General features: G+C 64.0%; 14 protein-coding genes. 9 read left to right on the top strand and 5 right to left on the bottom strand.

Annotated features, from left to right (window positions below):
* Positions 1–4: 4 nt before the first annotated feature.
* Complete coding sequence (locus ABIE52_RS13655) at positions 5–364, bottom strand: YybH family protein (protein WP_054782316.1); 360 nt, start codon at positions 362–364, stop codon at positions 5–7.
* A 70-nt stretch (positions 365–434) separates the two neighbouring features.
* On the opposite strand from ABIE52_RS13655, the gene ABIE52_RS13650 reads away from it, so the two are divergent.
* On the top strand, positions 435–1304 hold the full coding sequence (locus ABIE52_RS13650) for a LysR family transcriptional regulator (RefSeq protein WP_065352117.1): 870 nt from the start codon (positions 435–437) through the stop codon (positions 1302–1304).
* Here the strand turns inward: ABIE52_RS13650 and ABIE52_RS13645 are convergent.
* The 3 genes from ABIE52_RS13645 to ABIE52_RS13635 all read right to left on the bottom strand — a co-directional run bounded on the left by ABIE52_RS13645 (position 1270) and on the right by ABIE52_RS13635 (position 3501).
* On the bottom strand, positions 1270–2274 hold the full coding sequence (locus ABIE52_RS13645; protein WP_158170616.1) for a tocopherol cyclase family protein: 1005 nt from the start codon (positions 2272–2274) through the stop codon (positions 1270–1272). The genes ABIE52_RS13650 and ABIE52_RS13645 overlap by 35 nt on opposite strands.
* On the bottom strand, positions 2271–2663 hold the full coding sequence (locus ABIE52_RS13640; protein WP_042452984.1) for a PaaI family thioesterase: 393 nt from the start codon (positions 2661–2663) through the stop codon (positions 2271–2273). The genes ABIE52_RS13645 and ABIE52_RS13640 overlap by 4 nt, the downstream gene beginning before the upstream one ends.
* A 64-nt stretch (positions 2664–2727) precedes the next feature.
* Positions 2728–3501, bottom strand: a complete 774-nt coding sequence (locus tag ABIE52_RS13635; RefSeq protein WP_003942001.1) for a PIG-L family deacetylase — start codon at positions 3499–3501, stop codon at positions 2728–2730.
* 111 nt (positions 3502–3612) lie between these two features.
* Here ABIE52_RS13635 and ABIE52_RS13630 point away from each other — a divergent pair, with 111 nt between their 5' ends.
* The 8 genes from ABIE52_RS13630 to ABIE52_RS13595 all read left to right on the top strand — a co-directional run bounded on the left by ABIE52_RS13630 (position 3613) and on the right by ABIE52_RS13595 (position 12104).
* The gene (locus tag ABIE52_RS13630; protein ID WP_003942019.1) at positions 3613–4839 is read left to right on the top strand and encodes an MFS transporter; all 1227 of its coding nucleotides are present in this window, start codon (positions 3613–3615) and stop codon (positions 4837–4839) included.
* A complete protein-coding gene (locus tag ABIE52_RS13625; protein ID WP_042452989.1) occupies positions 4785–5612 on the top strand; it encodes an alpha/beta fold hydrolase in 828 nt (275 codons plus the stop codon). Before ABIE52_RS13630 ends, ABIE52_RS13625 begins: the two co-directional genes overlap by 55 nt.
* A gap of 42 nt (positions 5613–5654) precedes the next feature.
* On the top strand, positions 5655–6983 hold the full coding sequence (mshA, locus tag ABIE52_RS13620) for a D-inositol-3-phosphate glycosyltransferase (RefSeq protein WP_083059045.1): 1329 nt from the start codon (positions 5655–5657) through the stop codon (positions 6981–6983).
* Positions 6980–7477 carry a type III secretion system chaperone family protein gene (locus ABIE52_RS13615; protein WP_047268888.1) on the top strand — a complete coding sequence of 166 codons (498 nt, stop codon included), beginning with the start codon at positions 6980–6982 and terminating at the stop codon, positions 7475–7477. Before mshA ends, ABIE52_RS13615 begins: the two co-directional genes overlap by 4 nt.
* A gap of 139 nt (positions 7478–7616) precedes the next feature.
* Entirely contained in the window at positions 7617–9218 is a 1602-nt protein-coding gene (locus tag ABIE52_RS13610; RefSeq protein ID WP_029254834.1) for an AMP-binding protein, read from the top strand.
* A gap of 46 nt (positions 9219–9264) precedes the next feature.
* Positions 9265–10020 (top strand): phosphoglyceromutase, encoded by a 756-nt coding sequence (locus ABIE52_RS13605; protein ID WP_003941992.1) that lies wholly within the window; start codon positions 9265–9267, stop codon positions 10018–10020.
* Between the two features lie 162 nt (positions 10021–10182).
* On the top strand, positions 10183–11418 hold the full coding sequence (locus ABIE52_RS13600; RefSeq protein WP_003941938.1) for a sensor histidine kinase: 1236 nt from the start codon (positions 10183–10185) through the stop codon (positions 11416–11418).
* Positions 11415–12104: a winged helix-turn-helix domain-containing protein gene (locus ABIE52_RS13595; protein WP_003942020.1), complete on the top strand. Its 690-nt coding sequence runs from the start codon at positions 11415–11417 to the stop codon at positions 12102–12104. Before ABIE52_RS13600 ends, ABIE52_RS13595 begins: the two co-directional genes overlap by 4 nt.
* A gap of 101 nt (positions 12105–12205) precedes the next feature.
* On the opposite strand, the gene ABIE52_RS13590 is transcribed toward ABIE52_RS13595, so the two are convergent.
* Positions 12206–12991, bottom strand: coding sequence for a DUF3109 family protein (locus ABIE52_RS13590; RefSeq protein WP_003941928.1), 786 nt, complete (start codon positions 12989–12991; stop codon positions 12206–12208).
* Between the last annotated feature and the right edge of the window lie 14 nt (positions 12992–13005).

Here is a 13005-nt window from a genome sequence, read left to right as displayed (position 1 = left end):
GCAGTCAGAGTTCCGGTCGATCGAGCACCCGCAACCACGAACCGTCGGGCTGGCGGCGCGCCACCTGTGTGCGTCCGCCGGTTCCGTCGGAAGGTTTGGTCGAGGTCATGGCGAGGTCGTCGCTGATCACCGTTGGTAGGGCTTCCTCGACGGTGAATCTCGGTGCAGCTGCCAGCATCTGAGAGATCACCTCGCGGATGGCTTGGCGGCCCACGGTGAGTGATCCGGGCGGGAAGGCCATCACCGCATCCTCCTCGTAGAGTGCGGCGACGGCGTCTGCGTCACCAGCGTTGGCGAACTGCACAAAAAGCTTCGCGATGTCTTCCGGGGTTCCGGCCTTCTGAACGTCATCTGTTGTTGTCATGCTTCCATCGTTCTACCGCACCGGTGATAAGTCCAAGATCTAGTTTGTCTCGCAGCTAGAATCAACAGTTATGGAACTTCGGCAGCTCGAATACTTTGTCACGGTAGTGGAGGAAGCCAACTTCACTCGCGCCGCCGAGCGGCTTCATGTAGCCCAACCGGGTGTGAGTGCGCAGGTCAAACGGCTGGAACGTGAGTTGGGGCAGGAATTGCTCGATCGTAGTGGTCGAACCGTTTGTCTGACCGACGCCGGGCGAGCTGTCCTCCCGCACGCCTACGCTGCACTCGCTTCCGTTCAGAGCACCCGCGACGCTGTCGATGCCTTGAACGGACTGGTTCGGGGTTCCGTTTCGGTCGGGATGGTTACCGCCTGCGCTTCCGCCGACCTCACAGATCTGCTCAGTCGGTTGCACAACAAACACCCCGGACTGGACATTTCGCTGGCCGAGGACGATTCGCGCAGTTTGCTTGCCGGAGTGTCGGACGGAACCTTCGACATAGCCGTCATCGGGGTGGCGGGCAAGCTGCCGGAAGGGCTCGAATCGAGGGTGATCACCGACGAACGACTGGTGGCCGGAGTGGCGGCGGATCATCCGCTGGCCGAGGTGTCGTCTCTGCCGTTTGCCGAACTCGCGACGCAATCGGTCATCTGTCTGCCGGAGGGAACCGGCATCAGAACGTGTCTGGACTTCGCGTGCGCCGCAGCCGGCACCAAGCCGACGGTTGCGCTCGAGGCAAGCAACCTCGGCATCATCGTTTCATTGGCAGCGCAGGGGCTGGGAATGGCCGTGCTTCCGGAGTCGACAGTGGGGGAGTTGCATCGGATCGATCTCGAACCGGAAGCACGATCTCGGCTGGAATTGGTCTGGCGTTCGTCGGGCGGCAAGAATCCGGCGGCCTCTGCTCTCATCGATCTTGCGAGAGCTGTTCCCGCCGAGTGAGTTCGGCCTGCGCCCGATCCAATCCGCCGTGCTCGAGAGCGGCCAACCGTGACCTGTCCTTCCAGACTATGGTGCCGCGCCGGCGGACGATGACCGACATGGTTCCACCGAGATGCTCGAGCGCTCCTGGCACGTTTCGACGCTCGGCAGGTATCGGAACAGGAAGAATATGTGCGTCGGCGATGGGCGCGGTCCCGTCGATGTCGACGCTCCACTTCCGGCTGTAACCCCGAAGCGTCCAGCGATCGTCGGACACCGTCGTCTCCACCTGTGACGTCAGAGGATTACCCAGCCGCAACACCGTTCCGTCCGGTAGCGCGGCAACGACGGCGGTGACTTCGGTGCGCAGAGGTCCGGCGCTGACCTGTCCGCCGGCAAACGCCACGCAGGCTCGAGGATCGGTGAACCCCTGTGCCTGTCCCCACCACCAGGATTCCGGGAATCCTCCCTTTCCCCAGTTCTTCTCGCCGTACACCTGTGCCCCGGTGAGATCCCAGTTCTGCCCGTCGATGACGGCGCTTCCCTCGACCCGGCCGCCGAGCAGCCACGGATGCCAGTATTGATTGAGTGCGGGAACTGATTGGAAGTAGCTCGATCCCCCGAAGCGGCGGTGCGGCCAGAATCGCTGATTGCTGATCCGCACGTCGAGATGGCTGTCGCCGAAATCGACCTGCAGTCGATCGGCATTGCCGCGGAAAGCGTTGTCGGCGTAGGCCCCCAGGATGCGGGGATCGGCCGATCCGCTCGGGTGCTCAGCAGTACGGAGGAATCCGCCTGGATGTGCCGCGAGACCGAGCGTCGACCAGTTGCCGCCGTCGGACTTGTTGATTCCGGCGAGCGCAATCACCACCCGCCCGCTCTCTGGCATCGTGAATCGCCAGAAGTAACCCTCCATCGCAACGTCATGGGAGGCAAGCAGATTGCCGTACGGCAGGGTGCCACCCGAGGCGCGGTACGCGGGACGCTTCACGGTCCCAATACTGCCTGTGATGCGGTGACCTGAGCGACGAGGCGGCCCTCGTCGTCACGAATCTCGGTCACGACCGCGATGGTGCTGCGTCCCGCGTGCAATGGACGGGCAGTTGCGGTGACCGTGCCTTTACGAACCCCGCGGGTGAACACGGTCGACGAACTGGTGGTGGACGTACTTGCGCCGGGCGGCAGATTGAGGAATGCACAGACGGCGCCGACGCTGTCTGCCAGCGTCATCAAGGCGCCGCCGTGCATTCCGTTGCCGGCGGTGGTGCGGTGGCTGTCCCAATCCAGATGGCCGACAACCTGTTCGGGTGCCGCGCTGTCCAACTGAATTCCGGTGTGAACTGCAAAAGGCATGCTCGCGACAAGTTGTTCGAGGTCCATGCCTACCGATGTTAACGAGCCGCCGAAACCTCCGTCGGGACTTCGGTTTATCGAGGGCGGTGACTCACAGGGGCAGGGCGGTTTCCGACAGCCCTTCCGGCGCGTTGCGACGACGGAACCACTCGGTGCCGAATGCCGCGGCGAGCTGCTCCGTCGGCATTTCGAGGAACGGGCCGAAATCGCCGACCTGCGTTGCGTGCGCGTACATGGCCGCGCGCTTGGACGAGATCACCGAACTGACATCGACCGCGGTGGTGAGTTGGTCAGCCGGAAGCCCGAACGATTCGATGTCCGGCGGCTGCGCCTCCTCGGTCCACTCGGGGTTGGCCTGCATCAGCATCTTCATGTGATCGCGGTTGGTGGACGCCTCGTAGACGAACGGCGTGCCCGCGAGTTCTGCAGCACGAACGCCGACGTGGTGGACCTGGATGTGATCCGGGTGGCCGTATCCGCCGTTGGGGTCGTAGATGGTCAGGACATCGGCGTTCTCTTCACGAAGAACCTCGGCCAGACGCTCGGCGGCCTTCTCGACGTCGACGTTGCAGAACGCTTCCGGATTCTCGTTCTCGGGCGTACCCACCATCCCCGAATCCGGGTAGTGCAGGGACACGACGCGACTGGCACCCAACGCGTCGGTGGACGCCTCGAGCTCACGGCTGCGGCGCTGAGCCAACGTCTCGTATTCGTCCAACAGTCCGTCGGGGAATTCACCGAGAGCACCGTCGGTAGCGGTGACGACTACGACGCGGTGACCTGCGTCGGCGGCCATTCTCATCACGCCGCCCGTAGTGAAAACTTCGTCATCGGGATGGGCGTGGAAACACACCAGGACACTCATTCGCGCAATCGTAAGGCAAGTTACCGACAGGTCAACCCGAGCGCACAGTGAAAACGATTTGTCGAGTCGGCCTCGGCTCTGTGAACCTTGTTCAGTGCACGAGAAGCTGACATGAGCGAATCCACCAACAAAGGCCTGCTGAGCGCCTACCGCGAGATCTTTGCCGCCCCCGGATCGGTCGCCTTCTCGGCCGCCGGATTTGTCGCAAGGCTGCCGATCGCCATGATCGGTATCGGAATCGTGACGATGATCTCGCAACTTCGTGGTGACTACGCGCTCGCCGGCGCGCTCGCCGCGGTTTTTGCGCTCTCGTCGGCGATCATCGCGCCCGCGGTCTCGCGTGCGGTCGACCGCTTCGGACAGCGAGCGGTCCTGCCGATTGCCGCAGCCGTGAGCGTCACCGCGATCGGGGCGCTCCTGCTCGCAGTCCGGATGGAAGCTCCCGACTGGCTGCTGTTCGTTCTGGTCGTCCCCGGCGGCGCCACTCCGACGATCGGCGCGATGATTCGCGCCAGGTGGGTGGCGATCTATGTCGGAAAACCTCAGCTGCGCACCGCCTTCGCCTTCGAATCGGTGGTGGACGAGCTCTGCTTCGTGGCGGGCCCGGTCATATCGGTAGGTCTGAGCATCGGGCTCTTCCCCGAGGCTGGACCACTGGCAGGGTTGATCCTGCTGGTCACCGGAACCCTGCTGCTGGTCATACAGCGCGGAACCGAACCGAAGGTGCATCCGCGTCGACCCGGCCGCGGACGATCGGTTCTCGGTAACCACGTGATGTGGATCGTCATCGTCATCATGGTGATGCTCGGAACGATCTTCGGCGTCATCGACGTCGGCGCCATCGCGTTCACCAAGGAACAGAATTCGCCGGGATCCGCGACGCTGGTCCTCGCGCTGTTCGCCGGCGGTTCGGGAATCGCGGGACTGATCTTCGGGTCGATGCACCCGGCGCGATCGCTGCGCGGGCAGTTGATGATCGCGTCCTCGGCGGTCGCCGTTCTCAGCGTCCCGCTTCTGTTGGTCGGAAACGTGGCCGCACTTGCGGGTGCCTACGTGCTGGCGGGCGCGACCATCGCACCGACGCTCATCATCGCGACAGCCCTGGTCGAACAGATCGTCCCGCCGGAAAAGCTCACCGAGGGAATGACCCTGACGGTTACCGGCCTCGGCGTCGGCGTGGCGCTCGGGTCTGCGCTGGCCGGACAGCTGATCGATCGCTACGGCGTCCCGTCGGCCTACATGCTCGCCGTCGGCGCCGCAGTCGCAGCCTCTATCGTGACGGCATGTCTATTCGTGAAGCCGTCAGCGTCGACGGCACGTCCATCGTCTATCGAGTAACCGGAAATTCGGCGGGGACCCCGCTGGTGTTGCTGCACGGCTGGGCTCAGTCCTCGCAGTGCTGGGGCGAGCAGGTCCTCGCGGACCTGGCCGCGGACTATCGGCTGATCGCCGTCGATCTGCGCGGCCACGGTTACTCCGATGCGCCCGAATCCGGATACGACGATTCCGCGAACTGGGCCGGCGACGTCGCGGCTGTTCTTGCGGCCGAAGGCGTCACCGAGAACGCGATCCTGCTCGGCTGGTCGTACGGCGGTCTGGTGATCTGCGATTACCTGGCAGCGCACGGCACCGGCGCGGTGGCGGGCGCGGTTCTGGTCGGGGCGATCACCAGCATCGGGCGCGGCGAAAAAGGTGGCAAGGTCGGCTCGGCGATGCGTAGCGCAGTTCCCGGCGCGATGTCCGAAGATCCCCGCGAGGCGATCCGTGCACTCGGCGCTTTCGGCAATGCTCTCACCGGCCCACCCGAGGGCAAGGGTGCAGCGTCGCAGGCCTTGTTCGGGTACAGCCTCTCGACGCGTCCGCGGGTGCGCGCAGCATTGTTCAACCGTGCTGTCGGTCACGACGAGTTGCTTCGCAATCTGGACATCCCGGTCCTCGTTCTGCACGGAACCGACGACTCCGTCGTCGACGTGAGCGCAGGTAAGCACGCCGAGGAACTGATTCCCAAGTCCCAGGCGTCGTACTGGGAAGGCTGCAATCACGGCCCGTTCGTGGAGGATCCGACACGATTCGTGTCCGAAGTGCGAACGTTCATCTCGAGCCTCGGTTAGAGTTCGCGCCCGGTGAGGGGGCAGTATGGAGTCGTGACGCCCATGCACATTTCGCGCCCTCGCCGGGTGGCCGTTCTCTCGGTCCACACCTCGCCATTGGCGCAACCCGGCACCGGTGACGCGGGTGGGATGAACGTCTACGTTCTGCAATCCGCCATTCAGCTCGCCAAACGTGGCGTCGAGGTGGAGATATTCACCCGCGCGACGTCCTCGGCCGACGCACCTGTGGTGGACGCCGCTCCCGGAGTGCGGGTTCGGAACATTGCTGCTGGTCCCTTCGAAGGGCTGGACAAGGCGGATCTGCCGACTCAACTGTGTGCCTTCGTCGCAGGAGTTCTACGGGAGGAAGCGCGCCACGAGCCCGGGTACTACAGCCTGATTCACTCGCACTACTGGTTGTCCGGTCAGGTCGGCTGGCTGGCCCGCGACCGCTGGGGCGTGCCCCTCGTACACACCGCCCACACCCTCGCGGCGGTGAAGAATCTTTCGCTTGCCGAGGGAGACACCCCGGAGCCGGCAGCACGTCAGATCGGCGAGCAGCAAGTAGTCGCCGAGTCCGATCGCCTGGTCGCCAACACCACCGACGAAGCCAAGGCGCTGCACGAGTTGTACGGCGCAGACCCCACGCGTATCGACGTCGTGGCTCCCGGCGCCGATCTCACCCGCTACCGACCGGGCGATCGCGATTCCGCCCGCGCGTCGTTGGGGTTGGACCCGGGCGAGATCGTCGTGACTTTCGTCGGCCGGATCCAACCTCTGAAAGCACCGGACGTTCTGCTGCGTGCTGCCGCCGAAGTGATCAGCCGTCGCCCCGAGTTGCCGTTGCGCATCCTCGTCGTCGGCGGGCCGTCGGGAACTGGCCTCGCGCGGCCGGACGTGCTGATCGAACTTGCACGATCACTCGGCATCAGCGCGCAGGTGACATTCTTGCCGCCGCAGGCACCGGAGCGTCTCGCCGATGTCTACCGTGCCTCGGATCTGGTTGCGGTGCCGAGCTATTCGGAGTCCTTCGGATTGGTCGCCATCGAAGCTCAAGCCTGCGGAACTCCCGTGATCGCCGCCGACGTCGGCGGACTGGGAGTAGCCGTACGCAACGGTGAGACCGGCCTGCTGGTTCAAGGACACCGCACCGAAGATTGGGCCGGCGCCCTCGAATCTTTGGTGACAGCACCGACGCGCTTGGCCGAACTCGCCGCGCAGGCACCGCGCCACGCCGAAAATTTCTCGTGGGAACACACCGCGGACGGTTTGCTCGAGAGCTATCGCAAAGCCGCAGTCAACTACAACAACGGAACCGGTCCCAGCGACTTCTCGCCCCGCCGTGCGCGGGGTCTGTGGCGTCTGCGCCGGACCGGGGGAGTGCGTACATGAGCAGCATTTCGGACACCATCGAGCAGGCCCTCACCGAGCGCGAACTCGACTTCACCAGAAAAGACGACGCGCATTTCATCGTCGAACTTCCCGGTGAACACAAACTCAAGACGTCGACTCTGCTCACCGTCGGCAATCACGGTGTGCGGGTCGAGGCCTTCGTGTGCCGCAAGGTGGACGAGAACTTCGAAGGCGTCTACAAATTCCTGCTCAAGCGCAACCGTCGTCTGTACGGGGTGGCGTACACACTCGACAAGGTCGGGGACATCTACCTCGTCGGCAAGATCGCAGAGCATGCCGTGACCGGCGATGAACTCGACCGAGTGCTCGGTCAGGTTCTCGAAGCCGCCGACGGCGATTTCAACGTCATCCTCGAACTCGGCTTCTCCTCGTCCATCAAGCGTGAGTGGGCGTGGCGGGTGTCGCGAGGTGAGTCGCTGGCGAATCTCGAACCGTTCAAGCACCTCATCGAGGAAGAGCCCGCGCAGAGCTGATCGAGCGGGGTGAGACACATCGCGGATGTGTCACGTAAAGTGGCCTTTACTTGTGACTGTCGTCACGGAATAATACTGTTCCCGTGAGTCACAGTAAGTTGGTCACACCACCCCGCCGCGCAACTTTTCGAGGAGCACAGTGAGCTTCAAGAGTCCGTTCCCCGACGTTGAAATCCCCAACCTCAGCGTCTACGACTTCCTGTTCGGAAACACCGACCCCGCAGACCTCGACAAGACGGCCTTCGTCGAGGGCAGTTCGGGCGCAGTCACCACATACGCTTCGCTGATCGCACAGATCAACGGCGTTGCAGGCGCTCTCGCAGCGCGCGGACTCGCCGTCGGCGACGTGGTCGGGCTGCATTCGCCCAACGTCCCGGCCTTCGGTTCCGTCTTCCACGGCATCCTTCGTGCCGGTGGCGTCGCGACCACGATCAACGCGCTCTACACCGCCGAGGACATCGCCAAGCAGCTCACCGATTCCAAGGCAAAGTTCCTCTTCACCGTCTCGCCGCTCCTGCCGCAGGCAAAGGCCGCTGCTGACCTGGTCGGTATCCCGGCTGAGAACGTCTTCGTGCTCGACGGGGCCGAAGGCCACCTCTCGCTGCGTGATCTGCTCGGCGAGGGTGCAGCGGCGCCCGAGGTCTCCTTCGATCCGGCCACCCAACTCGCGGTGCTGCCGTACTCGTCTGGCACCACCGGCCGACCCAAGGGGGTCATGCTCACTCATCGCAACCTCGTGGCCAACGTCTGCCAGATCATTCCGCGGATGGGCATCGAGACCGACGACAAGATTCTCGCGGTCCTGCCGTTCTTCCACATCTACGGCATGACGGTCCTGCTCAACGCTGCGCTCTACCGCCGCGCGAGCCTCATCACGATGCCGAAGTTCGATCTCGTCGAGTTCCTGCGGATCGTCGCCGAGCAGAAGTCGACGTACATCTTCGTCGCACCGCCCGTTGCCGTCGCGCTGGCCAAGCATCCGCTCGTCGATCAGTACGACCTCTCGAGCGTGCACACCATCTTCTCCGGTGCGGCCCCGCTCGACGCGGCGCTCGGCAAGGCTGTCGCCGACCGGTTGAACTGCCACGTCCGCCAGGGCTACGGCATGTCCGAGATGAGCCCGGTCTCGCACGCGATCCCTTTCGATCGTGACGACATCGCCCTCGACACGTGCGGTCCGACCATCGCCAACATGGAATGCAAGCTCGTCGACCCCGGAACGGGCGAAGAGGTCGCGTACCCGGCTCTCGGCTCGGACGGCGTCAGCGAGCCCGGCGAACTGTGGTGCAAGGGCCCGAACATCATGCTCGGCTACCTCGGCAACGACCAGGCCACCAAGGACACCCTCGACGACGACGGTTACCTGCACACCGGTGACATTGCGACCGTCGACGGCGACGGCGTCGTCAAGATCGTCGACCGCCTCAAGGAACTGATCAAGTACAAGGGCTACCAGGTTCCCCCGGCGGAACTCGAGGCCTTGCTGCTGACCCACCCGCAGATCGCCGACGCCGCAGTGATCGGCGTGCTCGACGCCGAGGGCGAAGAGGTTCCGAAGGCATTCGTGGTGCTCCAGGACGGCGCCGAGTTGACCGAAGCCGACGTGATCTCGTTCGTCGCCGAGCGCGTCTCGCCGCACAAGAAGGTTCGCCAGGTTTCGTTCATCAGCACCGTGCCGAAATCCGCGGCCGGAAAGATCCTCCGCAAGGATCTGCGAACTGCGGAAGTAGCCCCGAGCTGATTTCCGGACAGGGTTGATCAAGAAGGGTTCCGGTACTCGTGCCAGGATGAACGCCATGAGTATCGGAACCCTGGTCCTGCTCCGCCACGGCGAGAGCGAATGGAATGCACTCAATCTGTTCACCGGCTGGGTGGACGTACACCTGACAGACAAGGGCATGGCCGAGGGCAAGCGCGCCGGCGAACTGCTCGCCGAGCACAACCTGTTGCCCGACGTTCTCTACACGTCTCTGCTGCGCCGCGCGATCAGCACAGCCAACCTCGCGCTCGACGCCGCCGATCGCCACTGGATCCCGGTAGTGCGCGACTGGCGTCTCAACGAGCGCCATTACGGCGCTCTGCAGGGCAAGAACAAGGCGCAGACCAAGGAAGAGTACGGAAACGAGCAGTTCATGCTCTGGCGTCGTAGCTACGACACCCCGCCGCCCGCCATCGAAGCCGGCAGCGAGTACAGCCAGGACACCGATCCCCGGTACGCGAACCTCGACGAGGTTCCCTTGACCGAGTGCCTGCTCGACGTCGTCAAGCGTCTGATCCCGTACTGGGAGGACACCATCTCCCAGGAGCTGCTCGCCGGTCGGAACGTGCTGGTCACCGCGCACGGCAACTCGCTGCGTGCGTTGGTCAAGCACCTCGACGGCATCTCGGACGAGGACATCGCGGGCCTGAACATCCCGACCGGAATCCCGCTGCGTTACGACCTCGACGAGAACCTGAAGCCGCTCAATCCCGGCGGCACCTACCTGGATCCGGAGGCCGCAGCTGCCGGCGCCGCCGCGGTGGCGAATCAGGGCGGAAAGTAGCAACCCGATGATGTGCGTCGAGGCCCCCCGAACGGTGATTTCGGGGGGCCTCGGCCAACAACAGATGAACGACGAACCAACGCCGTCCACCTGGCGGATTACGCGGGTGGGAACGTCCGAACCCGCCGTAACCGACTCTTCGCGCGAACGTACGATTGCGCCGTGAGTGTCGTGATTGCAGTGCTGCTGGTCGTGGTCGCCGGCTTGGTCGGCTACCTCGTCGGCGGGGTGCTGGTCCCCAGGCTGTCGTCGCGCCAGAGTCAGCGCTCGGACGAACAGACCGGGCTCACGATGTCCCAGGTTCTCGACCTCATCGTGTTGGCTTCGGAAAGCGGTATCGCCGTCGTCGACGGTTTTCACGACGTCGTGCTCTTCAATCCTCGCGCCGAGGAACTCGGTCTCGTCAAGAATCGTCTGGTCGACGAGCGAGCTTGGCGGGCTGCTCAGGAAGTTCTGCGGACCGGTCAACCTGTCGAGGTCGATCTGACGGCGCAGACCGCTCAGCGGGGCCGCGACAAGATCGCGGTACGTGGCACGGCCCGGTTGCTCAGCAAGGACGATCGCAACTTCGTGGTCCTGTTCGCCGACGACGATTCCGAGCAGGTCCGCATGGAGGCGACCCGACGCGATTTCGTCGCGAACGTCAGCCACGAACTCAAGACGCCGGTCGGTGCGATGAGCCTGCTCGCGGAGGCGCTGCTCGAGTCCGCTGACGACCCGGAATCGGTGCGCCACTTCGGCGAACGGGTGCTCGGTGAGTCGATTCGTCTGGGCAAGATGGTCACCGAGTTGATCGCACTCTCGCGTCTGCAAGGTGCCGAGAAGCTGCCGGATCTCGACGTGGTCGACGTCGACACCGTGGTGTCCGAAGCACTGTCGAGGTCGAATCTGTCGGCCGAGGCCGCCGGGATCACGGTCACCACCGACCATCCGAGTGGGCTGGAAGTACTCGGGGATCAGACTCTCCTCGTCACGGCATTGTCCAACCTCATCGAGAACGCTATTGCATACTCGCCCAAGGGTTCTCCGGTTTCCGTCAGTCGGTCGGTACGCGGCGACAATGTCGCGATCGCAGTCACCGACCGAGGAGAAGGCATCGCGAAAGCGGACCAGGAGCGAGTGTTCGAGAGATTCTTCCGCGTGGACAAGGCGCGGTCACGGCAGACCGGTGGAACCGGTCTGGGGCTGGCGATCGTCAAACACGTCGCGGCCAATCACAACGGCTCCATCGAACTGTGGAGCAAACCGGGTACAGGGTCTACCTTCACGTTGCAGATACCGGCACACGTGGAGTCGGACGACGACATCGACTCTGACGACGCGGGAACCGCCGGTTCCACGCGGATCGGCAGACGAGAACAAGGCAGTAGAGAAAACGGCATGGAGGCCAAACGATGACGAGTGTGCTGATCGTGGAGGACGAGGAGTCCTTGGCGGACCCGCTGGCGTTCCTGCTCCGCAAGGAAGGCTTCGAGACCACCATCGTCAACGACGGACCGTCGGCGTTGGCGGAATTCGATCGCTCCGGAGCGGACATCGTCCTGCTCGACCTCATGCTGCCCGGCATGAGTGGCACGGACGTCTGCAAGGCGCTGCGGTCGCGCTCCGGCGTCCCCGTCATCATGGTGACGGCGCGTGACAGTGAGATCGACAAGGTCGTCGGCCTGGAACTCGGTGCGGACGACTATGTGACCAAACCGTATTCGGCGCGTGAGCTGATCGCTCGCATCCGTGCGGTGCTGCGCCGCGGGGTGGAGAACGAGGCGGACCTCGCCTCCGACAACGGGGTGCTCGAGGCCGGACCGGTACGGATGGACGTCGAGCGCCACGTCGTGCAGGTCGCGGGTAACCCGGTGACGTTGCCGCTCAAGGAGTTCGATCTCCTCGAGTACCTGCTCCGCAACTCCGGTCGGGTGCTGACCCGCGGACAGTTGATCGACCGCGTCTGGGGCGCCGACTACGTCGGTGACACCAAAACCCTTGACGTACACGTGAAGCGGTTGCGTTCGAAGATCGAATCGGATCCGGCCAAGCCGGAACATCTGGTCACGGTCCGTGGATTGGGTTACAAGCTCGAAGCGTGATCGAACCTCGTCGAGAAGAAATGTCGAGGAGGAAATGTCGAGAAGAATTCAGCCGCTCACACGATGGTGTGAGCGGCTGAATTCTTTTTGTTCAGGCGGAGTCAGCCCTGAGCTTTGTTCTGAGCGATCGTGGTCGCCGGATGGACTGCGATGAGGCCGAGGCCCGCGCGACGCCTGCAGAGGCGAGCCAGCTCGTCGTACGCGCGCTTTCCGAGAAGTTCCGTCAACTCGGGCCCGTAGGACTGCCAGACCTGCCGCTCCCCGACATGAGCGTCGGGGGAGCCGGAGCAGTACCAGGCGAGGTCGTCGCCGCCCTCACCCCAGCCGCGGCGGTCGTACTCGGTGATCGTGGTCTTGAGGATCTGGACGCCGTCCGGCCGGTCGACCCAGTCCTGGGTGCGGCGGATCGGTAGCTGCCAGCACACGTCCGGTTTCACCTCGAGCGGCTCGATGCCCTTCTTGAGCGCCATGGAATGCAGAGCGCAGCCCTCGCCTCCGGCAAAACCCGGCCGGTTGAGGAAGATGCACGCTCCTTTGTAGCGGCGGGTGCGCAGCGCGGGCTCGTCCTCGAGGTCGTCTTCTTCGACGTAGCCCTTCTTGCCGAGACCCTTTTCCATGAACTGCCAGTCTTCGGCTGTGAGCATTTTCACTGACGCATCGAGCTTGTCCTGATCTTCCTGATCGGAGAGGAAAGCGCCGTGCGAGCAGCAACCGTCGTCCGGGCGGTCTCCGATGATGCCCTGACACGCCGGCGTGCCGAACACGCAGGTCCAATGCGAGAGCAACCACGTCATATCAGCGGAAATGAGGTGTTCGGAGTTATCCGGATCGACAAATTCGACCCATTCGCGCGGGAAATCGAGATCGACCTCGGGGCTCGGAGTCATCTTGTGGGACCGGT

The organism is Rhodococcus sp. OAS809 (assembly GCF_040546695.1).
Lineage (GTDB): Bacteria > Actinomycetota > Actinomycetes > Mycobacteriales > Mycobacteriaceae > Rhodococcus_F > Rhodococcus_F qingshengii.
This window is presented reverse-complemented; position numbering and strand designations above follow the sequence as displayed.